This is a genomic window from Streptomyces sp. NPDC026575 (assembly GCF_055567415.1).
Genome location: NZ_JBVHQM010000049.1, coordinates 1 through 25,174 on the forward strand (window position 1 = coordinate 1; position 25,174 = coordinate 25,174).

Below are 25,174 nucleotides of genomic sequence, written 5' to 3' on the forward strand. Positions count from 1 at the left end.
TCGATAGCGGAGCTATCGGGATGATTCGGCAACGCCGCGAGGTGCCGTGCCAGGCGTCGCGGGCCCGGCCAGGACCCATCGGACAGGCCCTAGAGGCGATAGGGAACGTTGACCACGGTCACGCCCGGCGTGAACATCAGCCGTGCCGTGAGCCGCAGGGCGCTCTGGTTGTGCAGCGGCTGCTCCCACCAGTGGCCGACGATGAACTGGGGGATGACGACCGTGACGGCGGCACCGGGGTACCGCTCGCCGGTCTCGACGACGTAGTCGACCACCGGCTGGGTGAAGTCCCGGTAGGGCGAGCTGAGCACCTGCAGCGGTACGTCGATGCCATGGGCGTCCCACTGCGCGCGCAGGCCCGTCACATCGGCGGGATCGACCGCGACGGTCAGCGCCTCCAGCGAGGTGGCACGCATCGTACGGGCGTAGCCCAGGGCCTTGAGCGTGGGCACGTGCAGGTCGCTGACCAGCACCATCACCGCGTTCCCGGCCGGCGCCCAGGGCCGCGCGTCCGGGGTGGCCGACAGCTCCTGCGCGACCCGCTCGTAGTGCCCTCGCACCGCGCGCATCCCCAGGAGCAGCGTCGGCATGGCGATCACCACGATCCAGGCGCCGTGCGTGAACTTGGTGATCACGACGATGATCAGCACCAGTCCGGTGAGCACCGCGCCGACCGCGTTGATCGCCTGGGAGCGGCGGTGCCGGGCCCGTTCGCGGGGCCGCAGCCCCGGGGCGGCCAGGGCCGTCCGCCAGTGCCGGACCATGCCGGTCTGGGAGAGGGTGAAGGAGACGAAGACGCCGATGATGTAGAGCTGGATGAGGTGGGTCAGCTCGGCGCGGAAGAGGACGATCAGCCCGATCGCGGCCAGCGCGAGCAGCACGATCCCGTTGGAGAAGACCAGCCGGTCGCCGCGGTTGCGCAGCTGCCGGGGCGCGAAGCGGTCCTCGGCGAGGACCGACGCCAGCATGGGGAAGCCGTTGAAGGCGGTGTTGGCGGCGAGGATCAGCACACCGGCCGTGAAGACCTGCAGCAGGTAGAACAGCACGTCGAGGTCGCCGAAGGTGGCCCGGGCGATCTGGGCGAGCGCGGTGGAGGTCGGCGTGTCGGCCGGCAGCCCCAGCTCGGTGGGGTCCACCGCGACATGGACGTCGTAGAGCATGGCCAGGATCGTGATCCCGCCGAACATGGTGACGGAGAAGAACCCCATGACCAGCAGCGTGGTGGCGGCGTTGCGGCTCTTGGGCCTGCGGAACGCGGGCACGCCGTTGCTGATCGCCTCGACTCCGGTCAGCGCCGTGCACCCGGAGGCGAAGGCGCGCATCCCCAGCAGGACCAGCGCCAGTCCCGTGTAGACCGATTCGGCGTGCAGCGGCAGGTCCGCGGACTCGGCGCGGATCGTCGCGCCGGTGGCCATCCGTACGGCGGCGAACGCGAACATCAGGTAGACGAAGAAGACGAAGCCGTAGGTGGGGACCGCGAAGATCCGGCCCGACTCCCGCACGCCGCGCAGGTTCATCAGCGTCAGCAGCACCACGAAGCCGACGGACAGCGCCACGTTGTGGCCGCCGAGGGAGGGGATCGCGGAGGTGATCGCGGCGACGCCGGAGACGACGGACACCGCGACGGTGAGCACATAGTCGACCAGCAGCGCGCTCGCCGCGGTGAGCGCCGCGCCGCGCCCGAGGTTCTGCGCGCTGACGAGGTAGGCGCCACCGCCTCCGGGATACGCGTAGCAGGTCTGCCGGTAGGACGCGACCACGACGACCAGGACCAGGACGATGGCGGCCGCGGCGTACCAGGCCAGATGCAGCAGCGCGACCCCGCCCAGGCCCACGACCAGCAGGATCTCCTCGGTGGCGTAGGCGACCGAGGAGAGCGGGTCGCTGCAGAAGATCGGTAGCGCCAGCCGCTTGGGCAGCAGCGTCTCACCGAGCCGCGCACTGTCCAGCGGGCGGCCCACCATCATCCGCTTCGTCCTGGAGAAAAGGGGGGTCATAGCCGGACAAACTATGATCCTTCGGAAGGGGCGGGAGGGAGGCTCGCGGAGCCGCGTCGAGGGTGAGAGCGGTCACCCGGCGCACTTCCAGCTCCGGTGATGGTTTATCGTTCAATCGCGGCGGGCGCTTCCCCCCTGCCCGCTGCGAGCCCCGGCCGGAATCCCCCGTTCGGCCGGGGCTCCCCCCTCTCCGCACCGGGTGCGCACCCCGCCCGGCCCCCGGGCGCGACGGCCTCAGCGCAGATGCGACGCCCCGTTGACGTCCAGCACGGCCCCCGAGGACCAGAGCGCCTCCGGCGAGGCGAGGTAGTGCACGGCGGAGGCCACGTCCTCCGGCGACGCGACCCGCCCGAACGGGCTCTGCCCCCGGACCTCGTCGGTGAGGCGCTCCGCGACCCGCTCGGTCTGCACGAATCCGGGCGCCACCGACGCCACACCGATCCCGTACGGCGCCAGGTGGACCGCCAGCGACTGTCCCATCGCATGCAGCGCTGCCTTCGAGGCGCCATAGGCGGGATGGTCCGGTTCGCCGCGGAACGCGCCGCGCGACCCGATGTTGATGATCCGCCCCTCCACCTCCCGCTCGATCATGTTGCGCGCCGCGCAGTAGCTGACGTTCGCCGCCCCCAGCAGGTTCACGTCCACGACCTGCCGCCAGGCGCGCTGCCAGTCCTCGAACGACGTACGGTCCAGCGGGTGCGCCACATTCGCGGCGGCGTTGTTGACCAGGACATCGACGCCGCCGAGCCCGTCCACCGCCGCCCCGACGATCCCGGCCGCCCCCTCCGGCGTCCGCACATCGCCCTGCACCAGCACATGACCGCCGCCCGCCAGTGCCCCGAACGCGTCCTCGGCCGCCTCCCGGCGCGACGAGTAGTGCAGCGCGACGCGATCGCCGCCGGCCGCGAACACCTCGGCGACCGCCCGTCCGATCCCCCGCGAAGCCCCGGTCACCAATACCGCCCGGCTCATCGGACGCCCTCCCTCAGCACATCGTTCGCCGCCTGCCCTTACCGGAAACGATCTTAGGCAAACCAGGGGACGGATGCGGCCGCGCGCTCCATGGTGGAGGCAACCGGACGGCCCACCGTCACCTGGTCACCGTCTCGTCCCCCACAGCAAGGGAGCCCACCGTGCCCACCGAGTCCTTCCTCCGCCTTCGCGGCCGTCGCTTCGCCTTTCTGGATTTCGGTGGCCCCGGGCCCGCCGTCCTCGCCCTGCACGGTCATTTCGGGCGGGGGCGGATCTTCGCCCCGCTGGCGGCGGCGCTGGCCGGGCGGTACCGCGTCGTCGCGCCCGACCAGCGCGCCCACGGTCTGTCGGACCATGGCGGCGGGCTCACTCCCGACGACTACGTCGAGGACGCGGCCGCCCTGTTACGCGCCCTGGATCTCGCACCGGCCACCGTGCTGGGGCACTCCATGGGCGGCGCCGTTGCCTACCTCCTCGCCGAGCGCCACCCCGAACTCGTCAGCGCACTGGTCGTCGCGGACATGACCGTACGCAACGAGGAGCCCGAGACGCACCCCGTGCTCGACGTCTCGGGCTGGCCGCGCCGGGCGGCCTCGCGCGCGGAGCTGGGAGCCGCGATCGAAGCGCACGGGGTTCCCGATGCCGGCTACTTCCTCGACAGCGCGACGGAGTTCGACGACGGCTGCGGACTGCTCTTCGACACCGCCGAGATGATGGCCTCGCAACGCGCCCTGGCCGGGGACCACTCCGCCGCGTGGTCCGCCTCGAAGCAGCCGGCCCTGCTGCTCAGAGCCGGCGAGAGCTTCGTCCTCACCGGCGAGACGGCGCACCGGATGGCTCGGGAGCGGCCGGGTACGGAGCTGGTCGAACTCGCCGGCTGCGGGCACTGGCTCTACGCCGACGACCCCGACGGGTTCGCCCGAGCCGTTCGCTCGTTCCTGGACCGCGTCCACGCACACCTCACGGAACCGGCTTGACCCTCACGTTGCGGGAGGCTGGAGAGTTGCGTCCATGAGCGACTACTACAACGCGTTCGAGATGAGTCCCGTGCCCGCTCCCGGCCCGGATGCGGTGCCGCCGGAGCCGTTCCGTGGCATCTATGGAATGCCCGCGTTCGTCACGATCCCCACGAGCGATCTGGCGGAGTCGGTGGATTTCTGGATTCGTGGGCTCGGGTTCTTCGAGCTGTTCAGCATCCCCGGCAGGCTTGTGCATCTGCGCCGGTGGGCGTTCCAGGACGTGCTCCTGGTCTCGGCGGAGAGCGTTCCGGTGCAGGCACCGGCGATGAGCTTCAGTTTCGCGGGCCTGCTCAGCCAGGTCGACTCCCTTGTCGCGGCCTGTCGTGCGGTGCGCCCGAACTCGGTCGAGGGGCCACGGGACACTCCCTGGAACACCCGCGATGTGGAGGTGATCACCCCCGAGAACGCACGGATCGTCTTCACCGCGGCGAAGCCCTTCGATCCGGCCAGTCAGGAGGCGCGGAACCTTGAAGCCATCGGGATCACCCCACCGGGCGCCGGCGGGGACAATGGGGGGCATGCCTGATACCACTGACACCGATGGCCTGACCGTCGGTCAGGTCTCGACGCGTCTGGACGTGACCGTCCGCGCGCTGCACCACTGGGACGAGATCGGGCTGGCGCGACCGTCGCTGCGCACGGCTGCCGGATACCGGCTCTACACCGCTGGTGATCTGGAACGCCTGCACCGCATCGTCGTCTACCGTGAACTCGGTCTCGGCCTGGAAAGGATTCGGGTCGTCCTGGACGACTCGACCGCGGACGTGCCCGGCGCACTGCGCGCGCAGCGCACCCAGGTCGCCGAACGGATCGACCGCCTCCAGCAGCTCAGCGCCGGACTGGACCGGATGATCGACGCCCATGAGCGCGGCCTGCTGCTGACCGTCGAGCAGCAGGCCGCGGTCTTCGGCCCGCAGTGGAACCCGGACTGGCCCGCCCAGGCCCGTAAGCGCTACGGAGACACCGCGCAATGGCGGCAGTACGCCGAACGCTCGGCCTCTCGCGGTCCGGAGGAATGGCAGGCCGTCACCGATGCCATGGCCGACCTCGAACGCGACCTCGGGGACGCGATGGACGCCGGCGTCGCACCCGGTAGCCCCGAAGCGAACCAACTCGTGGACCGGCACCGCGACGTCTTTGCTTCGTACTTTCCGCTCACCCGGCAGATGCAGGTCTGCCTCGGCCGCATGTGTGAGGCCGATCCGGGATTCGCCGCCCACTACGACGGCGTCCGCGCCGGCCTTGCCGCGTGGTTCCGTCGCATCATCGACGCCGGCGCGCGCGCCCACGGCATCGACCCCGACACCGCGACCTGGCAGTAGAGCGCGGGTCCGGCCGGGACCCATCGGACAGGCGCTAAGGGCGGTCCCGGAAGGCCCTGCGGAGGGCTGCGCCGAACTCGGCGGGGTGCGTGGTCAGTCCGGTGTGCCCGCCGGGGAAGTGCCGGAGTTCCGCGCCGAGCCGCTCGGCCAGGGAGGCGGCCGACCGGTAGGGCAGTTCACCGTGCGAGTCCTGGCCGCCGACCAGGACGAGCCGGTCCACAAGTGCCTCCAGCCGGTCGAGGTCCGGGGCGTAGGGCATGAAGGAGGGGACGATGCGTTCGACGAAGTAGGGCAGGTTGGCCATGGTCCGCTCGGCCCGCGCCGCGGCCTGGGGCGGCAGCTCGGTCGCGGCCTTCGGGACGGCGGCCGCACCGCCCTTCGCCAGACCGGCGGCGAACTCGGCCATGGCCGGCATGAGCCCCTGGGTACGAAGCACCTCCCGTACCCGCTCGGGGAGCGCGCGGTGCTCGGCGGCGTCGGGCAGGACCTCCACCAGCGGCGGCTCGTGCGCCACGACGCGCTCGACGCGTTCGGGACGGGCGGTGAGCAGCCCCACGGCGGCGATCGCGCCCGAGCTGATGCCGAACACCCGGGCCGGCGCTTCCGGCGACAGCAGGTCCAGGAGCCGCAGCGCGTCGTCGGCGTGCTCGGACACCCGCTGCTCGGCCTCGGGGTCGTCCAGTGTGCTGCGGGACATCCCGCGCGGGTCGTAGGTCGCGACGGTGTATGCGGCGGCCAGGTCGTCGGCGACGCCGTCGAAGACGGCCGCTCCGCCCGCCCCTCCGGGTATCAGCAGCAGGAGCGGGCCCTGGCCGCGGACCTCGTAGTGCAGGGTCGCGCCGTTCACACGCAGGCGGCCGATGGTCGGGTCGGTCATGAGGAGTCTCCTTCACTCAGCGGGGGCCAGTGCTCCAGGAGGGAGTGCAGGGCGTCCAGGGCGCGGACCCAGGAGTCCTGCGGCGAGCGCTGGTGCGCGAACCCGCCCGCGGCCTCCAGGGCGACGAACCCGTGGAAGGTGCTGCGCAGCACCCGGACCGCGTCGGTCAGATCGGGCTCGGCCAGTCCGTAGCCGCGCAGCATGCCGTAGGTCAGCTCGACGGCGCGTCGCGGTCCGGGCGCCTTCGCGGCCAGCTCGGGATCGATCCGCAGCGGGAGCTGCGTCGCCATATAGCGGCCCGGGTGCTGATGGGCGTACTCCCGCCAGGCGTCGGCGAACGCGACCAGCGCGTCCTTGCCCGATCGCCCGGCGGTCGCCTCCGCGATACGGAGGGTCTTCTCGTCCGCCGCCAGCAGCGCGATCCGCCCGCGCAGGTCCTCCAGACCGCGGACGTGGGTGTACAGGCTCGCGTCCTTCACGCCGAGCCGCCGCGCCACCTGCGACATGGTCACCTGTTCCAGCCCGACCTCGTCCGCCAGCTCTGCGCCCGCGATCGTCACCCGCTCCGCCGTCAGCCCGGCCCGCACCATGCACCTCTCCCTTCCTAGGGATATTAGGTTTATCCTAGGACCCCTAGGAAGGCAAACGGGAATCGCACGGGACAGGAGGGGGGAGCAGGAGGGAGGAGCGGGGAGGGAAGAACGGGAGGACGGGAGCTGAGCGCGCGCAGGAGAGGGGGACGAGGCAGGTACGTCCTGATGTCCGGCGCCGATCTGCGAGCGCCCTGGCCGCGCCCGATCATCGAACTATGGCCCCGACCGCCGAACACGGCCCGACCCCGTACCCCGTGATCCGGCCGATGCTGGCCGCGATCGGGCCGCTGCCCGACGAGGACGAGGAGGCGGCCTGGGCGTTCGAGGCCAAATGGGACGGCGCGCGCTGCATCGTCAACACGCCCGGGGACGGCACGCTCCGGCTGGTGACACGGGCGGGCAACGACGCGACCAGCACCTACCCGGAGCTGACGCCACTGGGCGAGCAGCTGCGCGGCCGGCCCGCGGTCCTCGACGGCGAGGTGGTGGTGCTGGACGCGCGCGGACGGCCGGACTTCGGGCTGCTCCAGCGGCGGATGGGCGTGGTCAACCCGCGGCGTACGGCCCGGCTGGCCATGGAGCACCCCGTGCACCTGGTCCTCTTCGACATCATGTACCTGGGCGGGCCGCTGCTCGGTCTGCCCTACCACGAGCGCCGGTCGATCCTGTCCGGGCTGCGGCTGCGCGGCCCCAACTGGTCGGCGCCGGCCTATCTCCGGGGCCATGCGCAGCAGGCGTGGGATGCCTCGCTCCAGGGCGGGCTCGAAGGGGTCGTGGCGAAGCGGCTGAACTCGGCGTATCTGCAGGGTGTCCGGTCACCCGAGTGGCGCAAGACGAAGCATCTGCTCACCCTCGACGTGGTCATCGGCGGTTGGACGGAGGGGCACGGTGCGCTCGCCGGGCTCCCCGGTTCCGTCCTGGCGGGCGTGGCGGAACCGGCCGGGCTGCGGTACGTCGGCTCCGTGGGCTCGGGGCTGTCGGACCGGGAGCGGCGGGAGCTGGCGCAGTACCTGGCGGTGATCCCGATGGACCGCTCGCCGTTCATCAACCCCGTGGACACCATGGGCGCGCACTGGGCCGAGCCCCGGCTGGTCGCCGAGATCACGCTCACCGGCTGGACCTCGGCCGGGCGGCTGCGGCACCCGATCTGGCATCGGCTGCGGCCCGACCTGACCCGCCTGGGCTGAGGCGGGGCGGGGACGCGAGGGCGGGGACGTCGTCCGCCGGCCGATCGCCGGAAGCCGCCTGCGATGCGCCGGGCGGCTGACGCAGCGGGACGGCCGCGCCGGTACGGGAAGGCTCGACAAGAGCAGGTGCCCATCCCCGGACGGAAGGAGCAGGTGATGCCCCACGCCACCGAGGGCGACGCGATGTGCGGCAACACCGAGTACGGCAGAGCGACCTTCAAGCGCTCCCGGAGTCACTTCGCGGACCGCATCACGGCGGACGGCCGCGACGGCTGGCCGGTCGAGGCCGGCCGCTACCGGCTGGTGGCGAGCCGCGCCTGCCCCTGGGCGAGCCGCGCCGTCATCGTGCGGCGGCTGCTCGGTCTGGAGGACGCGCTCTCGCTCGCCATCCCCGATCCGCTCCAGGACGACCGCAGCTGGCGCTTCACCCTGGACCCGGACGGTCGCGACCCCGTACTCGGCATCCGCTTCCTGAGCGAGGCATACGATGCCCGCGAGAAGGGCTACCCCGGCGGGGTCAGCGTCCCGGCCGTCGTCGACGTGCCCAGCGGCAAGCTCGTCACCAACGACTTCCAGCAGATCACCCTGGACCTGTCGACACAGTGGACGGCGCTGCATCGGCCGGGCGCTCCGGACCTGTATCCGGAGCGGCTGCGCGAGGAGATCGACGTCGTGATGGCGGGTGTCTACCGGGACGTCAACAACGGCGTGTACCGCGCCGGTTTCGCCACCAGGCAGAGCGAGTACGACGCCGCCTTCCGCGATCTCTTCCGGCGGCTGGACCTGCTGTCGGAGCGGCTGTCCGAGCAGCGCTACCTCGTGGGCGACACCCTCACGGAGGCCGACGTCCGGCTCTTCACCACGCTGGTCCGCTTCGACGCCGCCTACCACGGGCACTTCAAGTGCAACCGGTTCAAGCTGGCCGAGGCCCCGGTGCTGTGGGCGTACGCCAGGGACCTCTACCAGACGCCGGGCTTCGGCGACACCGTCGACTTCCACCACATCAAGCAGCACTACTACCGGGTGCACACCGGCATCAACCCGACCGGCATCGTCCCCTTGGGCCCGGACCTGTCCGGCTGGCTGACGCCGCACCACCGCGAGGAGTTGGGCGGCCGGCCGTTCGGCGACGGCACCCCGCCGGGGCCGGTGCCGCCGGCCGAGGAGGTACCGCCGAGCGGCCACCCCGAGCACCTCCGGCTCGGCTCCTGACTCCCGCGCCGGCTCCCCCGCCCCGACCGCCTCGTCCGTACCGTGAGACCCCGCCCGTACCGTGAGACCCTGAGAACACGGGGACTGTGAACTCCACGAGATCCACGCGAGGAGTGAGCCCGATGAGGATGGTTCTGACGGCCCGCATACCTACCGAAGTGGGCAACGAACTGATCAAGAGCGGCGCCCTGCCGAAGATCATGGAGACGGCGATCGCCGCGCTGCAACCGGAGGCGGCCTACTTCACCCTCGACGGCGGCGACCGTGCCTGCTTCTACTACTTCGACATGCAGCAGTCATCGCAGATGCCGGCCCTGGTCGAGTCGTTCTTCATGGATTTGCACGCCAAGGTCTCCCTCCAGCCGGTGATGAACGCGGACGACCTGCGCAGGGGGCTCGGCGAGCTGATGAGCGGCACCTGAGCACCCGGCCGGTGCCGCCGGTCGGTGCCGCCGGCCGGTGCCTCCTTCCGCTCGTCCGCGTCACTCCGGTCCGGCGTCCTCCGGTGTCCGCTGCGCCAGTTCGCCCAGGACGCCCAGCGCTTCGGCCAGGGCGTCCAGGGGCGGGGAGGCGAGCGCCAGCCGTACGGCGTTGGGTGTGTGGCCGGTGCCCACCGCGAACGCTCCCGAGGGCGTGACGGCGATCCCGCGGCGCGCGGCGGCCGCGACGAAGGTGTCGGCGCGCCACGGCTCCGGCAGCTCCCACCAGCAGTGGTACGCGTGCGGATCGGCCCGTACCCGGAAGCCGGCCAGCCGTTCGGCGGCGATCCGCTGGCGTGCCGCGGCGTCCCGGCGCTTGTCCTCCTCGATGGCCGCCGCGGTCCCGTCGGCCATCCAGCGGGTCGCGGCGTCGAGCGCGAAGCCGGAGGCCGTCCAGGTCCCCGAGCGCAGCGCCGTCGCCACGTCCTGGGTGAGGGCCTCGGGCACCGTGAGGAACCCCAGGGACAGGCCGGGGGCGAGCCGCTTGGACAGGCTGTCGACGACCACGGTGCGTTCGGGCGCCAGCGCCGCGAGCGGCGGCAGGTCCTCACGGAGGAATCCGTAGATCGCGTCCTCGACGGCGTGGATGCCCAACTCCCCCATTGCTGCGACGAGTTCCTTGCGCCGCTGCTCCGGCATCGTGATGCCCAGCGGGTTGTGCAGGGCCGGCTGGAGGTAGACGGCGCGCAGCGGAGCGGCCGTGCGCAGCGCCTGGGCCGTCAGTCCGTGCTCGTCCATGGCGAGGGGTACCAGCGTGACGCCCAGACGGGCCGCGATGCCCTTGACGACGGGGTAGGTGAGGGATTCGACGCCGAGGCGCTCACCGGCCGGAACCAGCGAGGCGATCGCGGCGGCCAGCGCCTGCCGGCCGTTGCCGGCGAAGAGCAGCCGACGGGGGTCCGGGGCCCAGCCGGCGCGGGCGAGGTGGGCCGCCGCGGCCTGCCGGGCCGCGGGCGTACCGGCCGCGCCCACCGGGCGGAGCGCGTCGGCCAGGGCGTCGGGGCGCAGCAGATGCGCAAGGCTCCTGCCGAGCAGGGCGGGGTGCTCCGGCCGCACCGGGAAGTTGAGCTCCAGGTCGATCCTGGCGTCGCCCGGCTCGGCGAGCGCGGGCTCGACCGGCAACACGGCGGTGCGGACGAACGTGCCGCGGCCGACCTCGCCCACCGTCAGCCCCCGTCGGCCCAGCTCCCGGTACACCCGGGCCGCCGTCGAACCGGCGATCCGCCGGTCGCGGGCGAACCGGCGCAGCGGCGGCAGCCGGTCGCCGGGCCGCAGCCGGCCGGCGGCGATCTCCGCCGCCAGTTCGTCGGCGATCACGCGATAGTCGTCCATCGCCCTTCCCCTCTTCCGCTTGTGCCTTTCGACGAGCACCCTACGCCACATTGCACCGAGATCATTATTTATATTGCACCGAGCAATTGCCCCTCATAGCATCGAGGAACCGAAGCACCGAGGAACCACAGAACGGCAGAGGGGATGCGCGGCATGGGATCGACCCGATTCGCGGAGATCAGCGTCGGTTACGAGGACGAGGGCGGCGGCGAGCCACTGGTGCTCCTCCACGGCCACCCGTTCGACCGCTCGATGTGGCGCCCGCAGATCGAGCACTTCAGCCGGGCCGGATGGCGGGTGATCGCCCCGGATCTGCGGGGCTACGGCGAGAGTTCCGTCGTCCCGGGCACCACCCCGCTGGAGACCTTCGTCCGCGACACCGTCGCGCTGCTCGACCACCTCGGCATCGAGCGCTTCGTACTGGGCGGCCTGTCCATGGGAGGCCAGATCGTCATGGAGTTCTGGCGGCTCTTCCCGCACCGGATCCGGGGCATGGTGCTCGCGGACACCTTCCCCGCCGCGGAGACCGACGCGGGCAGGACCGCGCGTCGCGACATGGCGGAGCGCCTCCTGCGGGAGGGGATGTCCGGCTACGCACACGAGGTCCTGCCGAAGATGATCGCGCCGCACACCATCGCCACCCGGCCGGACGTCGCCCGGCACGTCCTGGGAATGATGACGGGCACACCGCCCGAGGGCGCGGCGGCGGCGCTGCGCGGCCGCGCCGAACGCCCCGACTACACCGAGATGTTGTCGCGGATATCGGTTCCGGCGCTGGTGGTGGTCGGCGCGGAGGACGCGTACACGCCGGTGAGCGACGCCCGCGACATCCACCGGCGCATTCCGCACGCCCAGTTGACGGTGATCGAGCAGGCGGCGCATATGCCGAACCTGGAGCGGGCGGACGAGTTCAACGCCGCGCTGGAGTCCTTCCTCACCACCCTGCCGCGGACCGCCTGACGGCGGGACATGACGGCCGGGGCCCGCCTTCCGCCCCCAGTCGGCCACCGCTCCCCCGCTCTCCCGCCCCGCGCGTGGCCGCGCCGACTCGCCCTGGACTCACGGACGTTACCCACCCGTAACCTACCGACGGGTTACCTAAGGTAAGTCACGCACCTTACTCTCCAGTCAACTCGGGCCGCCGTACGCCCCTCCTGTCTTCCGACAGCGTGCGGCCGGCCCGCTTCGAGATCTGGAGCAGAAGATGACGCCCTCCCGCACGACTCTGCGTGCCGCGATCGGCACCGTCTCGGCGGCAGTGCTGGCCACCACCGTTCTCACCGGTGCGCCGGCCGCCCAGGCAGCGGCACCGACATCAGCCCCCACGACGGCGGCGTCCGCCGACTCCCTCGCGGCATCGCCCTCCGTCCGGTTCGTCGATATCGAAGGCGACGGCGGGATCACCCTCAAGGCGAATGTGTTCACCCCGGCCGGTGCCGACGGGACCCGCCGGTACCCGGTCATCGTGCTGCCGACCAGCTGGGGAATGCCGCAGGTCGAGTACCTGGCCCAGGCCAAGAAGCTGGCCGACGCGGGCTATGTGGTGGTCGGCTACAACTCGCGCGGGTTCTGGCAGTCCGGCGGGCAGATCGAGACCGCCGGACCGCAGGACATCGCGGACGCGTCGAAGGTCATCGACTGGGCGCTGGCCAACACACCGGCCGATCCGCAGAAGGTCGGCATGGCCGGGGTCTCCTACGGCGCCGGCATCAGCCTGCTGGCCTCCGCGTTCGACAAGCGGATCAAGGTGGTTGCGGCGCTCAGCGGCTGGGGCGACCTGATCGGTTCGATCTACAGCGGCCGTACCCAGCATCTTCAGGCGGCGGCGATGCTCGGCGGTGCGGGCGAGCTGACGGGGCGGCCGAGCCCCGAACTGCGCACCATCCTCAAGGACTTCCTCGGCTCGAACCTCGCCAAGGAGCAGGACATGCTCGCGTGGGGGAAGAAGCGGTCCCCCGCCACCTACCTCGACAAGATCAACGCCAACGGCGCCGCGATCATGCTCGGCAACGCCTGGGGCGACTCCCTCTTCCCGCCCAACCAGTACGCCGACTTCTACGAGAAGCTCAAGGGCCCCAAGCGGCTGGAGTTCCGCCCCGGTGACCATGCGACGGCCGAGGCGACCGGGCTCTTCGGACTGCCCAACGACACCTGGACCAACACCAAGCGGTGGTTCGACCACTACCTCAAGGGCGCGGACAACGGCATCGACCGCGAATCGCCGGTGCTGCTCAAGTCCCGTTCCACCGGCGCGTACGAGGGTTACCAGAGCTGGAAGGACGTGCCGTCCGCGCACCGCCGGATCGAACTGGGCGGCAGCAAGCAGATCAACACCAACTGGGACTCCGGCGCCAACGGCGGGCTGATCTTCCTCTCCAGCATGCTGGACCAGTTCTTCCGGTTGCCGCCGATGGCCTCGATCCCGCTGCTGCCGCGCTCCCTGGCCGCCGTCTGGGAGTCCGAGCGCTACGAGAGCGGGCAGCGGGTCCGCGGCACCACCAAGCTGCACACCACCCTCACCAGCACCGCCGAGAGCGGCACCGCCATCGCCTACCTCTACGACGTGGGTCCGCTGGGCATCGGCAAACTGGTCACCCACGCGCCGTTCACCTTCCACGACAAGACCCCGGGCCAACCGTTCGGCGTGGACCTGGACCTCTTCTCCACGGCCTACGACGTCCCGGCCGGGCACCGGCTGACGGTGGTCGTGGACACCGTCGACCCGCTGTACATCGAGCACAATCCGAGCGGCGCACGGCTGACGTTCTCCTCCCCGGCGAACGATCCGTCGTATGTGTCGGTACCGGTACGCGACTGAGACACCGCGGCCCGGGGCCGGAGGAAAACGCTCCGCGGTCTCCCTCCGCCCCCCATCGGACAGGCCCTAGGAGCGGGTGGCGGTCGCGCAGCCGTCGCCCGCGGCCGTCGTGCCGTTGCTCGTGTCGATCGGCTTGCTGCGGTCGTACGGATCGACCCGGTGGGCCTTGTCCGCGGGCTGCTCGTCGGCCGTGCCGAAGGGCGGCACGAAGTAGCCGGTCGGGGCGGCGCAGCCGCCGTTGGTCATGTCGAGCGCGTAGGAGACGAGGGATGTCGTGCCCGGTTCGGTGATGACCTTGGCCGGGTCGTCCCAGCTCATCACCACCTTGCGTCGCACGATCGTACGGACGACCTCGGCGTCCCGCCCGCCGTCGCCCGCCGGGGTGACCGGGTACACGAAGGTGACGTCCGCCGTCACCTCGACCGCCCCCCGTTTCCCCTCCCGATACGTGAGCCGACCGCGCGTCTTGACCACGTCACCGACCAGCCGGGTCTGCTCCGGTCGGAAGCGGCTGAACAACAGCAGCGGGTTGGTCTCGGGAGCGGGTGCCGTCGAGGACAGGGCGGTACGGAGGTATTCCTGGACGTCCTTCTGATGCGGGTTCAACAGGGCGATCGCTTTCGTGGGCCGCCGGCCGCGCAGCACGCGGGAGTCGAGCCCCGCGGCCACCAGGAAGTCCCGGCTCCGCCGCAGCGCCCGCTCGACCTCGGTCGCGTCCATCCAGCCGGTCGCCCTGGCCGGTGGCACCGTGATCCCCGCCGCTCCGTCGGCCCAGCGGGCGGCGGGCGAACCCCGGAAGGGTTCGGCGAGGGTAGGGCGCAGCTCCGGCTCGGCGTCGGGCGCCTCCCGCGGGGCTTCCGACTCGGCGGCCAACGGAGCCCCGTCGTCGCCACCGAACCAGCCGACGACCTGCTGCGGGAAGAGCCCCACCGCCAGGAGGGCCACGGCCGCCACCAGCCCGGTCACGTACCAGCCCGTCCTGCGCCGGGGCCGGGCCGGTGAGTACGTACGCCAGCCCTCCGGCTGCCCGGAGCGCCCCCGCAGCCTCCGCTCCACCTCACGGGCGCGCGCCGACGGCTCCACGGGAGCCCCGGGCGCACCGGCCACCGATTCACGGAGGAACCGCTCCCACTCCTCTTCGGACACGGACGACCCGTCCTGCCCCCCAGCCCCGCTCACACCGCACTCCCGTTCTCGCTCGCATGCTCGATGCCCGATGGCTCGATCGCCGCATGATCGCATGGACATGCCACCGGCCTGCCGGGGCGGTGGGTGAAGTGACAGGCCGCCGCGTGGTCCGCTGCCACGAGCGCGGGCGTGCCCGGCCTGTCGGGCCCTAGCCGTGCCGTGCCGGTACGGGCAGCGGCTTGGTGGGGCAGGTCGCGTCGTGTGCCGGGACGGTTCCGTGCAGGAGGTAGGCGTCGACGATGCGGTCGACGCAGGCGTTGCCGTTCTGGTACTGCCCGTGGTCGCCGCCGCCCGTCACCGTGACCAGGCGTGAGCCCCGCAGCGCCCGGTGCGCCCGCACCGCGCCCTCGTAGTACGTGGCCGGGTCGTGCACGGAGTTGAGCATCAGCGTGGGTGGCAGGCCCTTGCCGGTGACCTTCACCCGCGGCGCGTCCGACTCGGGCCAGTACACGCAGGTCGCCGCGTACGCCAGCTCCCTCGCCCCGACCAGGGGGTAGGTCTTGGTGTCCTGGGCGCTCCGCCGCGTCCAGTAGCCGAGATCCCGGTTCCAGGGGGTGTCGTTGCAGGTGACCGGGAAGTACGTGGCGGCGAAGCCGGGAGACAGGTAGCTGCCGAAGGTCTGTTGGGCGAGCCGGCGCTCGGCCGGCGTCGCCGTGTCCCAGTGCTCCAGGGCGGCCAGCACGGACGCCAGCCCGTCCCACTGCCGGTCGGCGTTGTACATCCCCTGGAGCGTGGCGTTGTCGAGCTGGTTCGGCCCGATCGTCAGCGAGCCGATCGTGATCGGGTGGTCGTGCAGCGCCTTGCGGCGCGCCTCCCATGTCGCCTTCGCCTCGGCGGCGGTGCTCCCGTAGTGGTAGACCGCGTCGTACCGGGCGATCCACGGCAGGAAGTCCTGCGCGAAACGGCGCTGGAAACTCCTCGGCTGCCCCAGTTCGGCCTGCTGCCAGGTCCCGTTGAAGGGCAGATTGCTGTCCAGCACCGCGCGCTCGACGTGCTGCGGGAACTCGGTCGCGTAGTACGCGCCGAGCCAGGTGGCGTAGGACGGCCCGTAGTACGAGATCCTGCGCACGCCGAGCAGTGCGCGGAACAGGTCCATATCGCGTACGGCCTGGTCGGTGGTGAGGTACCTGACCAGGTCCCCGCTGCGCTTTTGACAGTCCGTCACGAACTTCCGCGACCGGTCCAGGACGCCCTGGACCGCCGCGGGCGAGCGGTCGCGGAAGTCGCCCGCGTAGAAGTCGCGGAACTCGGCGTCGGTCTGGCATGTCGCGTGCGAGCTGCTGCCGACCCCCCGCTGGTCGAAGCCGACCACGTCGTACGCGGCGCCCACCGCGGGCGACGCCTTGACGAAGCCCGCGGGCCGCGTGAGCCCCGAGGCGCCCGGCCCGCCGGCGGCCATCATCAGCACCCCGCGGCGCCGTGCCGGGTCGGCGGCCCGGTGCCGGGACACCTCGATGGTCAGGTCCGCGCCGGTGCCCGGGTGGTGCCAGTCGCGGGGCACGGTCATCGCCGCGCACTGGAGGGAGGGCTCGCGGTCGCAGGGCTTCCAGTCGAGCCGCTGCCCGGCGTAGCGCGCGGCCGCGGGCGAGGGGCCGCCGGCCGCGTCGCCCGCCGGTGCGGACCGTACCGCGACCGCCGGGGCGACGGCGCTCGCGAGGGCCGCGGCCACCACACCCGATACGGCGGCCGCGGGCCAACGCGGTTTCCTGGACCTGGACATCGAACCTCCCGGTGGCCGCGCTCGGCCGCGCGGCGTCTGATTCGATGGTCGGGCTCGGGGAACCCGCGATCGATCATGCTGGTTCCCGTCTTCGGGGTGGTGCCAGCACCACCCCCGCCGTGGACCGCGCACCCGCGCGCCGGGACGGCACACCGGGGGCGCGCCTCCCGGCCGACCGGATCACCTCCGGCTCGCTCCCCGGGACCTGTCCTTGAGGGTGTATGTCCCGTCGTAGACCGGGGAGTCGGCGGCGGGTGCCAGGCAGGGGGTGGTTCTCGGCTCGTCGGGGCGGGTGGCGCCGGAGAGGCCGATGCGGGCCGCTCCGCCGCCCTCCGGCACCAGGAAGCTCACGCCCAGGCGGAAGTGCGGGTGCACCCGGCCGATCCAGGGGTGGCCGGGGCTGGTGCGCACCAGGGTTCCGGTGACGGTCGCGGTCGGGCCGCCGATGGTCAGGCAGTCGACCTTGAAGTCGCCCCAGAGCACCTGGGTGGTGCCGTCGGGCCGCTGGTAGGAGTGCGAGAGCCGGAAGGTGCCCCAGGAGCGCTCGGGCCGGCTGCCCGCCCCGTAGACACTGTGGGCGTCGATCGAGAAGCGGACCTCCTCGGTGTCGACGGGGTACTCCATGCGGGCCTCGCCCTTGAGGGCGGAGACGGTGGTGGGCGCGGGGGTGCCCGGCTCCGCGGGTGCCGCGGCGGCGACCGGGGCCGCGAGGGCGAGGACGAGGGCGAGGGCGGCGGTGACGCGCAGGGGCTTGAAGGGCATTCCGGGCTCCGTCCGACAGATACCGACAGGTGTGGCTGCGGCCTCGATCGTCGCCGTCCGCCCTGCTCCCGGGCATCGTTCGGGCGGAGGTTCCGGCTCCGCCACGCGGCGGAGAGGGACCTACGCCCTCGGGCGCTCACCGCACATGGCGCTGGTGGTCCCCCGGCAACAGGGTGCCGGGCTCGGCGGCGGCCACCTCGACGGCCTCGACCTTGGGGTTGCGCTGCTGGCGCCGGGAGACCCAGTTGGCCAGGTAGGACAGCAGCATGCACATCCCGATGTAGATCGGCGAGATGATCATGACAACGGGGATGAACGGCAGGCCGTAGTCGAGGTTGGAGGCGATCAGCTTGCCGGCGTGCAGGAACTCCTCGTAGGTGATGAGGTAGCCGAGCGAGGTGTCCTTCAGGGCGACCACCAGCTGGCTGATGATCGCCGGGAGCATCGCACGGACCGCCTGCGGCACCAGGACGTGCGTCATGACCTGGGTCTTGCGCATGCCCAGTGAGTACGCGGCCTCCCGCTGGCCGCGCTCGACGGCGTTGACGCCGCTGCGGAAGACCTCCGCGAGGACCGAGCCGTTGTAGAGAGTGAGGCCGGCGACCAGGGCGGGCAGCGGCGCGACCTGCAGCGCCACATAGATGAAGAAGATCATGACGAGCAGGGGCATCGCGCGGAAGAACTCCACCACCACGGTGCACACCCAGCGCACCACCCGGTGTTCGGAGAGCCGGCCGGTCGCGAGCAGCGCGCCGAGCGCCAGGGACAGCACCGCCGCGAGGCCGAAGGCCCGCAGGGTGTTGCCGAGGCCGGTGAGCAGCAGTTCCTGAATCCCCTTGTAGAGGAAGGGGCTCCACTTGGCCGCGGTGAACTGCCCGGTGTCGAAGAGGAGGTAGACGATCCAGACGACCAGGGCGATGATCACGACCGTCGCCCCGAAGCCGTAGAGCCGGTGCCGCGCCCTGGTCCGCGGGCCCGGAATGTCGTACAGGGCGGTGGTGGTCATCGGGAGACTCCGAAGCGCTTCTCCAGCACGTTGAAGATCGCGCTGATGGACAGGGTCACGATCAGATAGCCCACCGCGATCCAGACGAAGGACCAGATGATGCTGTAGCCCATCTCGCTGAGCGGTTTGTAGACGCCGAGCAGTTCGGTGACGCTGAAGGCGCCGGCGATCGCGGAGTTCTTGGCGAGCGCGATCAGCGTGGAGCCGATGGGCGGGATGACGGACCGGAATGCCTGCGGCAGGACGATGTCGCCGAGGGTCTGGGGAAAGGTCAGGCCCAGGCTGCGGGCCGCCTCGCCCTGGCCGACCGGCACGGTGTTGATGCCGGAGCGCACCGCCTCGCAGATGAAGGCCGAGGTGTAGCAGCCCAGCGCCAGGATGGCGAAGAGCTTGAAGGGCAGGACGAGGCCGAAGCGCGGCAGTCCCAGGACCACGGCGAAGAACAGCAGCGTCAGCGGCGTGTTGCGCAGCACCGCCACCCATGCCGTGCCCAGGGCCCGCAGCGAGCCGACCGGTGCGACGCGGAAGGCCGCCATGAGGAAGCCCAGGACGAGCGCGAGCAGCGAGGCGTAGGCGGTGAGTTCGACGGTGCCCAGCAGGCCCTCCCCGTAGAGGGAGAGGTTGTCGAGGAGAACGTTCATCGGTGGGTTCCTTGGCTCCTCAGCTCGCCGGGTAGCGGTCGATCGGGGGCGGCTTGGGCGCGGGCACCCCGGACACGCCGAGGGTCGCGTCGTATGCCTTCTGCCAGTTGCCGTTCGCCTCGTCCGCGGCGAGCGCGTCGTCGAGCGCGAGGCGCAGCGCGTCGTCGCCGTGCGGGACGCCGATGCCGTACGGCTCCTGGGAGAACGGCTTGCCGACGACCTTCAGCTCGTCGGGCACCTTGGCGGCGTAGCCCAGCAGGATCGCGTCATCGGTGGTGACCGCGTCGACCTGGTAGGTCAGCAGGTTGTCGACGCACACCGAGTAGGTGTCGTAGGCGACGAGGACGGCCTTGGGGTACTCGGTCTGCATGCGCTGGTACGGGGTCGAGCCGGCGGCCGAGCAGACGCGTTTCCCGGCCAGGTCCTCGGGTCCCTTGATGTCGGTCTCGTCGGCACGCACCAGCAGCGACTGCCCGGCCATGTAGTAGGGGCCCGCGAAGCCCACCAGCTTCTTGCGCTTGTCGTTGATGGTGTACGTACCGACGTAGAGGTCGATCTGGCCGTTCTGCAGGGCCGTCTCGCGGTTGGCGGAGGCGATCGTCTTGAACTCGATGGTGTCGGGCGGGAACCCGAGTGCGGCCGACGCCATCCTGGCGATCTCGATGTCGAAGCCGGAGTAGAGGCCGGAGGCCGGGTCCCGCTCGCCGAGGTAGGGCTGGTCCTCCTTGACGCCGATGATGAGATGGCCGCGGTGCTTGGCCCGCACCCAGGTCGGGGAGTCGGGCAGGGAGAAGTCCTTGGCGACCTGGTACTGGGGCAGTTCGCTGCCCTTGGGGCCCTTGACCGGCGGGCTGCCGGGCCGGCCGCAGCCCGCGAGGGCGAGTGCGGTGAGCGCGAGGGCCAGGAAGGCCACGAGGGCACGGCGCAGGCGCGTGGAATGACGGTGCGGCATCGCGGCGCCCCCGTTAGTGCTTGAGGATCTTGGAGAGGAAGTCCTTGGCCCGTTCGCTGCGCGGTGCGGTGAAGAACTCCTCGGGGGTGCGGTCCTCGACGATCCGTCCGTCGGCCATGAACACCACCCGGTTGGCGGCGGAGCGGGCGAAGCCCATCTCGTGCGTGACCACCACCATCGTCATGCCCTCCCGGGCGAGCTGGCGCATGACCTCCAGCACCTCGTTGATCATCTCCGGGTCGAGCGCGGAGGTCGGCTCGTCGAAGAGCAGCGCCTTGGGCTCCATGGCGAGCGCGCGGGCGATGGCGACGCGCTGCTGCTGGCCGCCGGAGAGCTGTGCGGGGTACTTGTCGGCCTGCGAGGCGAGCCCGACCCGGTCCAGGAGTTCGCGGGCGCGCCGCGCGGCCTCGTCCTTCTTCTTCTTACGGACCTTGATCGGCGCCAGCATGATGTTGGCGAGCACGGTCTTGTGGGCGAAGAGGTTGAACGACTGGAAGACCATGCCGACTTCGGCGCGCAGCTGGGCCAGCGCGCGGCCCTCCTCGGGCAGCGGCCGGCCGTCCAGCTTGATGGTGCCCGACTCGACGGCTTCCAGGCGGTTGATGGCGCGGCACAGGGTGGACTTCCCGGAGCCGGAGGGCCCGATGACCACGACCACCTCGCCGCGGCCGACGGTGAGGTCGATGTCCTGGAGGACATGCAGATTTCCGTAGTGCTTGTTGACCCCGTGCAGCTCAATCAGCGCGTCACCGGCCATATGCAGACCTGCCCACTCTCATCCGTACAGCGCAGAGCCCGCAACCTACCGGGGCGAAAGGGGCGGTTCTTCGCTGACACGCACGTACCAGCGGATAAGGGTGGATAAGTCAGGTAAGCCCGTTGGTCTCCCCGGCGGGTGTCATGCCTCCGATGCCTCGGCGTAGACCTGGGACAGCTCCGGCGCGCCGACATCGGCCCATTCATGGCCCGCCGCGACCACGTCGACCTCCCGCCCGGACTCCAGCCTGACCACCGGCTGCCCGTTGGGCCAGACATGCCAGACCGCGCCGCGCACCGTGCGCACCAGCACCGTGCCCAGGTAGAGGCCCGCGTCGTTGCCGAGCCACGGCGCCACTTCCGGATCGTCCCGCCACACCGGCTGCAGCTGGTCCAGCAGCTCCAACGAGCGTACGGAGTCGTCCAGTTCCACCCCCGCGGTGGCGGCCTGGGTCCGCAGCAGCTCGCATTCGGACAGCAGCTCGACGACGCTCCCGGGATCGGCGCGCACCGACTCCGCGAGCGGTACGGACCGGTGCGCATGCTGACGCCTACGCCACTTGTCCAGGAAAGACATGTTCATGGTGTGCAGGGTCCCACCCGACCTGTGGTGCGGGCCACAGGCGCGCGGCGCGATCGGGCCCGGTTCGTCACCTTGACGCCCCCCTCTCGGCTTCCTACCTTCATGGCGCTCGGATCGGATCGGCCGGATCCGGCGACGCTCCCCGCACCGCGGCGGAGCGGCCGGATCCCGGTGCACACTCGCCCGTTGACGCCCCCGGAGGGACACCGACCGATGCGCCTACGACGATGGGGAACCGCCCTGACCCTGCTGCTCGCCCCGACGGCACTGCCCGCCACCGCCTCCGCCGGCCCGGCCGTGGCCGCGGCGCCCGGCCCGCAGCACCAGCCACCCGGCCCGCTGCCGCTGGCGAGGCTCTTCGACAACACGGCGGTCGGCGACAACTCCGCACCCGGCGCGGCCGACTTCGACGGCGCCGGCCGCTCGCTGTCCGCGCAGGACCTGGCGGCGGCCGGCTGGACGCCCGGGAGGGCGCTGACCCTCGACGCGACCCGGCTCACCTGGCCGCATCCAGCGGCCGGGACGCCGGACAATCTGCGGGCGGACGGGCAGTCGGTGGCCGTGCGCGGGCGGGGCGGGGCACTGACGTTCCTGGTCGCCGGGACGGGCGGCGCGGCGTCCGGCACCGGCACCGTGCGCTATCGGGACGGCTCGCGCGGCTCCTACGAACTCACCGCGCCCGACTGGCTGTCCGGCCCGCTCAGCACCAAGGCGGTGGCGCTGCCGCACGTCAACGGCGCGGCCGGCGGACCGGCCGGGCCCGCGCGGCTGTACGCGGTGTCGGTACCGCTGCGGGCCGAGCGGGAGGTGGCGTCCGTGGTACTGCCCAAGGCGCCGGAAACGGGGGCCCAACTGCATGTCTTCGCGGTAGCGGTGCGGGAGGACGGGCGCGGCCGGACCGGGAGTTGGGCGGCGAGCACGTCCGGCTACCGGGCCGTCGGCCCCTGGACGGACCGTACGCTGCGGCTGGTCGTCCACAGCGGGGCGGGCGGGCCGCGGGCACGGATCCGGATCGCCAACACCTTCGCGGCGGCGCCGGTCGACATAGGGGCGGCCAGCATCGCGGTGCGCGGCGCGGGGGCGGCGGCCGACGGCGAGCCCGTGCCGCTGACCTTCGGCCGGGGGCGGACCGGCACCCGGATACCGGCCGGGGCCGAGGCCGTCAGCGACCCGGCGCCCTTCACCGTCCCCGCCGGCACCGATCTGCTGGTGAGCATCCATCTGCCGGGCACGGTGACGGCGGCGCCGGTGCACCAGGAGGCGGCCCAGCTGTCGTATCTGAGCGCGGACGGCAGCGGGGACCGTACGGCGGACGCCGAGGGCGGCGGCTATCCGGAGACGATGGCCTTCTGGCCGTTCCTCACGGGTGTCGAGGTGGACGGCGGGCCCGGCTCGATCGTGGCGCTGGGCGACTCGCTCACCGACGGGGTGAAGTCGACCGGCGGCGCCAACCGGCGCTGGCCGGACGTCCTCGCCCGCCGCTTCCAGGCGCAGAGCGCGCTGCCCCGCTACGGCGTGCTCAACCACGGCATCTCGGCGAACCGGATCGTCACCGACCGCTATCAGGGCGACGGGGTCAGCACGGACACCGGTGGGGTCAGCGCCCAGCACCGGCTGGAGCGCGATGTGCTGGCGCAGCCGTCGGTGCGGACGGTGGTGGTCTTCGAGGGGGTCAACGACGTGCGCTGGGGGACCCCGGCCGAGGAGGTCGTCGCCGGACTTCGGGCCCTCGCCCGGCGGGCGCACGAGCGGGGGCTGCGGGTCGTGGTCGCCACCATCGCCCCCTGCGAGGGCTACCGCGACTGCACTCCGGAGGTGGAGGCCCGCCGCCAGGCCGTCAACGCCTTCGTACGCGGCAACGCCGGCACGGTCTTCGACGCGGCACTGGACTTCGACGCCGTACTGCGCGATCCGCAGCGTCCCCAGCGCATGCTGCCCGCCTACGACAGCGGCGACCACCTCCACCCCGGCGACGCGGGCCTGCAGGCGCTGGGCGACGCGGTGGATCTGCGGGCACTGGTGCCGGGGCGGCGGGGGTGAGGCCGGGCGCCCCTGGCGGCGCGCTGCGCCCGGGGCGCCGGGGTCAGCCCTGCTGATCCTCCTGGGCAGCCTGACCGCCGACGACCCCGCCCGCCATCCGACACCACCCGAGACGGCATCCCCCGCCGAGAGCTGAGCGGCCCCGCCCTGAAGTCCGTGCGGCGAACGGCCCTCAGGCCGGGTGCGTCACCGACCAGCCGCTGTACCGGCGTAAGGGTCAGGGTCGGAAAGGCCCTAGACGTCGAGGTCCACGACGACCGGGGCATGGTCCGAAGCGCCCTTGCCCTTGCGCTCCTCGCGGTCCACATAGGCGTCCGAGACGGCCTTGGCGAACGGCTCGTTGCCGTAGACCAGGTCGATGCGCATACCGCGGTTCTTGGGGAAGGCGAGCTGGCGGTAGTCCCAGTAGGTGTACGGCCGGTCGTACTTGAGCGGGCGCGGGACGACGTCCGTCAGGCCCGCCTCGCGCAGGGCCGACAGGGCGGCGCGCTCGGCGGGAGTGACATGGGTGGCGCCGACGAAGACCGCGGGGTCCCAGACGTCCTCGTCCGTGGGGGCGACGTTGTAGTCGCCGAGGACCGCGAACGGGCGGGGGCCCGCCGCTTCCTCGGCGACCGCGGTCTTCAGCGCCTCGAACCAGCTGAGCTTGTAGGTGTAGTGCGCATGGTCGACCTCACGGCCATTGGGGACGTACACCGACCAGACGCGGGCCGGGCCGCAGGTCGCCGAGATCGCGCGCGGCTCCTGCGCCCCTTCGTAGTCCGGGCCGCCCGGGAGCCCCTGGACCACGTCCTCAAGCCCCACCTTGGACAGCACGGCCACGCCGTTCCACCGCCCGTTGGCGTTGACCGCGGCCTCATAGCCCAACTCGCGCAGCTGGTCGTACGGGAACTGCTCGGCGCTGCACTTGGTCTCCTGGATGCACAGCACGTCCGTGCCGGTGCTCTCCAGCCAGGCCAGCAGCCGCGGGAGGCGGGCGGTGATCGAATTGACGTTCCAGGTCGCGATGCGCATGTCTGCAAACCTACAGCCCGGCACTGACAGTCGGCTCCCGGCCGGTCCGGTCGCTCAGCCGACCAGGGTGCTGCCGCCGGGCGCGATCCGGCCGTGGTCGGTACCGCCCAGCTGGTCGATCATGGTGTCGTAGATCGGCCGGGCGTGGTCCTGGAGGAGGCTGTCGTGGATGTCGATGGCCCGCCGGGGCGCGACCTCGCGGACGTAGTCGATCACCTCGGCGACCTTGTTCCAGGGCGCGTGGACGGGCAGCAGCAGGGTGTCGACCGTACGGCCCTCGGGGACGGTGAGCGCGTCGCCCGGGTGGAACACCGCGCCGCCGTCGACCAGGTAGCCGACGTTGGTGATGCGCGGGATGTCGCGGTGGATGACGGCGTGCAGCTGACCGTGCACCTCGACCTCGAAACCGGCCGCGGTGAAGGTGTCGCCCTCGCCGACCGTGTGCACCCGGCCGGGGAACGCGGCGGAGAGCTGCTCGGCGACGCTGGCCAGGGTCCAGATCTGCGCGCCGGGGTTGGCCTCCATGCCCGCGCGCAGCCGGTCCTCGTTGAAGTGGTCCCGGTGCTCGTGGGTGACCAGGATCGCGTCCGCTCCCACGGCCGCGTCCGCTTCGCTGAAGACACCGGGGTCGATGACGAGCGTCTGCCCGTCCTTCTCCAGCCGGACACAGGCGTGGGTCTTCTTGGTGAGTTCCATGGCCGCCA

Annotated in this window: 24 protein-coding genes; 9 read left to right on the forward strand and 15 right to left on the reverse strand. The window is 71.8% G+C overall.

What is annotated here, in order from left to right; genetic code table 11:
• Window positions 1-89: 89 nt before the first annotated feature.
• Window positions 90-1,997 carry an APC family permease gene (locus ACZ4NB_RS37485; RefSeq protein WP_467667528.1) on the reverse strand — a complete coding sequence of 636 codons (1,908 nt, stop codon included), beginning with the start codon at window positions 1,995-1,997 and terminating at the stop codon, window positions 90-92.
• A 234-nt stretch (window positions 1,998-2,231) separates the two neighbouring features.
• A complete protein-coding gene (locus tag ACZ4NB_RS37490) occupies window positions 2,232-2,969 on the reverse strand; it encodes an SDR family NAD(P)-dependent oxidoreductase (protein ID WP_467667529.1) in 738 nt (245 codons plus the stop codon).
• A gap of 161 nt (window positions 2,970-3,130) precedes the next feature.
• On the opposite strand from ACZ4NB_RS37490, the gene ACZ4NB_RS37495 reads away from it, so the two are divergent.
• The 3 genes from ACZ4NB_RS37495 to ACZ4NB_RS37505 are packed head-to-tail and all read left to right on the forward strand — an operon-like array spanning window position 3,131 to window position 5,310.
• The gene (locus tag ACZ4NB_RS37495) at window positions 3,131-3,946 is read left to right on the forward strand and encodes an alpha/beta fold hydrolase (protein ID WP_467667530.1); all 816 of its coding nucleotides are present in this window, start codon (window positions 3,131-3,133) and stop codon (window positions 3,944-3,946) included.
• A gap of 34 nt (window positions 3,947-3,980) precedes the next feature.
• Window positions 3,981-4,514 carry a VOC family protein gene (locus tag ACZ4NB_RS37500; protein ID WP_467667531.1) on the forward strand — a complete coding sequence of 178 codons (534 nt, stop codon included), beginning with the start codon at window positions 3,981-3,983 and terminating at the stop codon, window positions 4,512-4,514.
• Window positions 4,507-5,310, forward strand: a complete 804-nt coding sequence (locus ACZ4NB_RS37505) for a MerR family transcriptional regulator (RefSeq protein WP_467667532.1) — start codon at window positions 4,507-4,509, stop codon at window positions 5,308-5,310. Before ACZ4NB_RS37500 ends, ACZ4NB_RS37505 begins: the two co-directional genes overlap by 8 nt.
• A 34-nt stretch (window positions 5,311-5,344) precedes the next feature.
• Here ACZ4NB_RS37505 and ACZ4NB_RS37510 read toward each other — a convergent pair whose 3' ends face one another.
• Together ACZ4NB_RS37510 and ACZ4NB_RS37515 are read right to left on the reverse strand one after the other, a co-directional pair.
• Window positions 5,345-6,187 carry an alpha/beta fold hydrolase gene (locus ACZ4NB_RS37510; protein ID WP_467667533.1) on the reverse strand — a complete coding sequence of 281 codons (843 nt, stop codon included), beginning with the start codon at window positions 6,185-6,187 and terminating at the stop codon, window positions 5,345-5,347.
• On the reverse strand, window positions 6,184-6,777 hold the full coding sequence (locus ACZ4NB_RS37515) for a TetR/AcrR family transcriptional regulator (RefSeq protein ID WP_467667534.1): 594 nt from the start codon (window positions 6,775-6,777) through the stop codon (window positions 6,184-6,186). Before ACZ4NB_RS37515 ends, ACZ4NB_RS37510 begins: the two co-directional genes overlap by 4 nt.
• Window positions 6,778-6,995: 218 nt before the next feature.
• Here ACZ4NB_RS37515 and ligD point away from each other — a divergent pair, with 218 nt between their 5' ends.
• The 3 genes from ligD (at window position 6,996) to ACZ4NB_RS37530 (ending at window position 9,601) form a co-directional block, all read left to right on the forward strand.
• Complete coding sequence (gene ligD / locus ACZ4NB_RS37520) at window positions 6,996-7,967, forward strand: non-homologous end-joining DNA ligase (protein ID WP_467667535.1); 972 nt, start codon at window positions 6,996-6,998, stop codon at window positions 7,965-7,967.
• A gap of 156 nt (window positions 7,968-8,123) precedes the next feature.
• Window positions 8,124-9,179 carry a glutathione S-transferase family protein gene (locus ACZ4NB_RS37525; RefSeq protein WP_467667536.1) on the forward strand — a complete coding sequence of 352 codons (1,056 nt, stop codon included), beginning with the start codon at window positions 8,124-8,126 and terminating at the stop codon, window positions 9,177-9,179.
• 122 nt (window positions 9,180-9,301) lie between these two features.
• Window positions 9,302-9,601: a hypothetical protein gene (locus ACZ4NB_RS37530; protein ID WP_467667537.1), complete on the forward strand. Its 300-nt coding sequence runs from the start codon at window positions 9,302-9,304 to the stop codon at window positions 9,599-9,601.
• 60 nt (window positions 9,602-9,661) lie between these two features.
• Here ACZ4NB_RS37530 and ACZ4NB_RS37535 read toward each other — a convergent pair whose 3' ends face one another.
• Window positions 9,662-10,990, reverse strand: a complete 1,329-nt coding sequence (locus ACZ4NB_RS37535) for an aminotransferase-like domain-containing protein (protein WP_467667538.1) — start codon at window positions 10,988-10,990, stop codon at window positions 9,662-9,664.
• 153 nt (window positions 10,991-11,143) lie between these two features.
• Here ACZ4NB_RS37535 and ACZ4NB_RS37540 point away from each other — a divergent pair, with 153 nt between their 5' ends.
• Both ACZ4NB_RS37540 and ACZ4NB_RS37545 read left to right on the forward strand, forming a co-directional pair.
• Window positions 11,144-11,950, forward strand: coding sequence for an alpha/beta fold hydrolase (locus ACZ4NB_RS37540; RefSeq protein ID WP_467667539.1), 807 nt, complete (start codon window positions 11,144-11,146; stop codon window positions 11,948-11,950).
• A gap of 244 nt (window positions 11,951-12,194) precedes the next feature.
• Window positions 12,195-13,808 (forward strand): CocE/NonD family hydrolase, encoded by a 1,614-nt coding sequence (locus ACZ4NB_RS37545; RefSeq protein WP_467667540.1) that lies wholly within the window; start codon window positions 12,195-12,197, stop codon window positions 13,806-13,808.
• A gap of 66 nt (window positions 13,809-13,874) precedes the next feature.
• On the opposite strand, the gene ACZ4NB_RS37550 is transcribed toward ACZ4NB_RS37545, so the two are convergent.
• From ACZ4NB_RS37550 to ACZ4NB_RS37585, 8 genes are all read right to left on the reverse strand, one after another.
• Complete coding sequence (locus ACZ4NB_RS37550) at window positions 13,875-14,954, reverse strand: hypothetical protein (RefSeq protein ID WP_467667541.1); 1,080 nt, start codon at window positions 14,952-14,954, stop codon at window positions 13,875-13,877.
• Between the two features lie 190 nt (window positions 14,955-15,144).
• Window positions 15,145-16,716: an alpha/beta hydrolase gene (locus ACZ4NB_RS37555; RefSeq protein ID WP_467667542.1), complete on the reverse strand. Its 1,572-nt coding sequence runs from the start codon at window positions 16,714-16,716 to the stop codon at window positions 15,145-15,147.
• A gap of 180 nt (window positions 16,717-16,896) precedes the next feature.
• Window positions 16,897-17,478, reverse strand: a complete 582-nt coding sequence (locus ACZ4NB_RS37560) for a hypothetical protein (protein ID WP_467667543.1) — start codon at window positions 17,476-17,478, stop codon at window positions 16,897-16,899.
• A gap of 136 nt (window positions 17,479-17,614) precedes the next feature.
• Complete coding sequence (locus ACZ4NB_RS37565; RefSeq protein ID WP_467667544.1) at window positions 17,615-18,484, reverse strand: amino acid ABC transporter permease; 870 nt, start codon at window positions 18,482-18,484, stop codon at window positions 17,615-17,617.
• The gene (locus ACZ4NB_RS37570) at window positions 18,481-19,125 is read right to left on the reverse strand and encodes an amino acid ABC transporter permease (RefSeq protein ID WP_467667545.1); all 645 of its coding nucleotides are present in this window, start codon (window positions 19,123-19,125) and stop codon (window positions 18,481-18,483) included. The genes ACZ4NB_RS37565 and ACZ4NB_RS37570 overlap by 4 nt, the downstream gene beginning before the upstream one ends.
• 19 nt (window positions 19,126-19,144) lie before the next feature.
• Entirely contained in the window at window positions 19,145-20,077 is a 933-nt protein-coding gene (locus tag ACZ4NB_RS37575; RefSeq protein ID WP_467667546.1) for a glutamate ABC transporter substrate-binding protein, read from the reverse strand.
• Window positions 20,078-20,090: 13 nt separating this feature from the next.
• On the reverse strand, window positions 20,091-20,834 hold the full coding sequence (locus tag ACZ4NB_RS37580) for an amino acid ABC transporter ATP-binding protein (protein ID WP_467667547.1): 744 nt from the start codon (window positions 20,832-20,834) through the stop codon (window positions 20,091-20,093).
• Window positions 20,835-20,975: 141 nt separating this feature from the next.
• Window positions 20,976-21,416, reverse strand: a complete 441-nt coding sequence (locus ACZ4NB_RS37585; RefSeq protein WP_467667548.1) for a DUF6278 family protein — start codon at window positions 21,414-21,416, stop codon at window positions 20,976-20,978.
• 213 nt (window positions 21,417-21,629) lie between these two features.
• Between ACZ4NB_RS37585 and ACZ4NB_RS37590 the strand changes: the two genes are divergently transcribed.
• Entirely contained in the window at window positions 21,630-23,456 is a 1,827-nt protein-coding gene (locus ACZ4NB_RS37590; RefSeq protein ID WP_467667549.1) for an SGNH/GDSL hydrolase family protein, read from the forward strand.
• A 234-nt stretch (window positions 23,457-23,690) separates the two neighbouring features.
• Here the strand turns inward: ACZ4NB_RS37590 and ACZ4NB_RS37595 are convergent, their stop codons facing one another.
• Together ACZ4NB_RS37595 and ACZ4NB_RS37600 are read right to left on the reverse strand one after the other, a co-directional pair.
• Window positions 23,691-24,470, reverse strand: a complete 780-nt coding sequence (locus ACZ4NB_RS37595; RefSeq protein ID WP_467667550.1) for an exodeoxyribonuclease III — start codon at window positions 24,468-24,470, stop codon at window positions 23,691-23,693.
• A 54-nt stretch (window positions 24,471-24,524) separates the two neighbouring features.
• Window positions 24,525-25,166 carry an MBL fold metallo-hydrolase gene (locus ACZ4NB_RS37600; protein WP_467667551.1) on the reverse strand — a complete coding sequence of 214 codons (642 nt, stop codon included), beginning with the start codon at window positions 25,164-25,166 and terminating at the stop codon, window positions 24,525-24,527.
• Between the last annotated feature and the right edge of the window lie 8 nt (window positions 25,167-25,174).

What these genes read in the sequence shown, in the direction of transcription:
- ACZ4NB_RS37485 (WP_467667528.1), bottom strand. Translation starts at nt 1,997, where the DNA reads ATGACCCCCCTTTTCTCCAGGACGAAGCGGATGATGGTGGGCCGCCCG.
- ACZ4NB_RS37490 (WP_467667529.1), bottom strand. Translation starts at nt 2,969, where the DNA reads ATGAGCCGGGCGGTATTGGTGACCGGGGCTTCGCGGGGGATCGGACGG.
- ACZ4NB_RS37500 (WP_467667531.1), top strand. Translation starts at nt 3,981, where the DNA reads ATGAGCGACTACTACAACGCGTTCGAGATGAGTCCCGTGCCCGCTCCC.
- ACZ4NB_RS37505 (WP_467667532.1), top strand. Translation starts at nt 4,507, where the DNA reads ATGCCTGATACCACTGACACCGATGGCCTGACCGTCGGTCAGGTCTCG.
- ACZ4NB_RS37510 (WP_467667533.1), bottom strand. Translation starts at nt 6,187, where the DNA reads ATGACCGACCCGACCATCGGCCGCCTGCGTGTGAACGGCGCGACCCTG.
- ACZ4NB_RS37515 (WP_467667534.1), bottom strand. Translation starts at nt 6,777, where the DNA reads ATGGTGCGGGCCGGGCTGACGGCGGAGCGGGTGACGATCGCGGGCGCA.
- ligD (WP_467667535.1), top strand. Translation starts at nt 6,996, where the DNA reads ATGGCCCCGACCGCCGAACACGGCCCGACCCCGTACCCCGTGATCCGG.
- ACZ4NB_RS37525 (WP_467667536.1), top strand. Translation starts at nt 8,124, where the DNA reads ATGCCCCACGCCACCGAGGGCGACGCGATGTGCGGCAACACCGAGTAC.
- ACZ4NB_RS37530 (WP_467667537.1), top strand. Translation starts at nt 9,302, where the DNA reads ATGAGGATGGTTCTGACGGCCCGCATACCTACCGAAGTGGGCAACGAA.
- ACZ4NB_RS37535 (WP_467667538.1), bottom strand. Translation starts at nt 10,990, where the DNA reads ATGGACGACTATCGCGTGATCGCCGACGAACTGGCGGCGGAGATCGCC.
- ACZ4NB_RS37540 (WP_467667539.1), top strand. Translation starts at nt 11,144, where the DNA reads ATGGGATCGACCCGATTCGCGGAGATCAGCGTCGGTTACGAGGACGAG.
- ACZ4NB_RS37545 (WP_467667540.1), top strand. Translation starts at nt 12,195, where the DNA reads ATGACGCCCTCCCGCACGACTCTGCGTGCCGCGATCGGCACCGTCTCG.
- ACZ4NB_RS37555 (WP_467667542.1), bottom strand. Translation starts at nt 16,716, where the DNA reads ATGTCCAGGTCCAGGAAACCGCGTTGGCCCGCGGCCGCCGTATCGGGT.
- ACZ4NB_RS37560 (WP_467667543.1), bottom strand. Translation starts at nt 17,478, where the DNA reads ATGCCCTTCAAGCCCCTGCGCGTCACCGCCGCCCTCGCCCTCGTCCTC.
- ACZ4NB_RS37565 (WP_467667544.1), bottom strand. Translation starts at nt 18,484, where the DNA reads ATGACCACCACCGCCCTGTACGACATTCCGGGCCCGCGGACCAGGGCG.
- ACZ4NB_RS37570 (WP_467667545.1), bottom strand. Translation starts at nt 19,125, where the DNA reads ATGAACGTTCTCCTCGACAACCTCTCCCTCTACGGGGAGGGCCTGCTG.
- ACZ4NB_RS37575 (WP_467667546.1), bottom strand. Translation starts at nt 20,077, where the DNA reads ATGCCGCACCGTCATTCCACGCGCCTGCGCCGTGCCCTCGTGGCCTTC.
- ACZ4NB_RS37580 (WP_467667547.1), bottom strand. Translation starts at nt 20,834, where the DNA reads ATGGCCGGTGACGCGCTGATTGAGCTGCACGGGGTCAACAAGCACTAC.
- ACZ4NB_RS37585 (WP_467667548.1), bottom strand. Translation starts at nt 21,416, where the DNA reads ATGAACATGTCTTTCCTGGACAAGTGGCGTAGGCGTCAGCATGCGCAC.
- ACZ4NB_RS37590 (WP_467667549.1), top strand. Translation starts at nt 21,630, where the DNA reads ATGCGCCTACGACGATGGGGAACCGCCCTGACCCTGCTGCTCGCCCCG.
- ACZ4NB_RS37595 (WP_467667550.1), bottom strand. Translation starts at nt 24,470, where the DNA reads ATGCGCATCGCGACCTGGAACGTCAATTCGATCACCGCCCGCCTCCCG.
- ACZ4NB_RS37600 (WP_467667551.1), bottom strand. Translation starts at nt 25,166, where the DNA reads ATGGAACTCACCAAGAAGACCCACGCCTGTGTCCGGCTGGAGAAGGAC.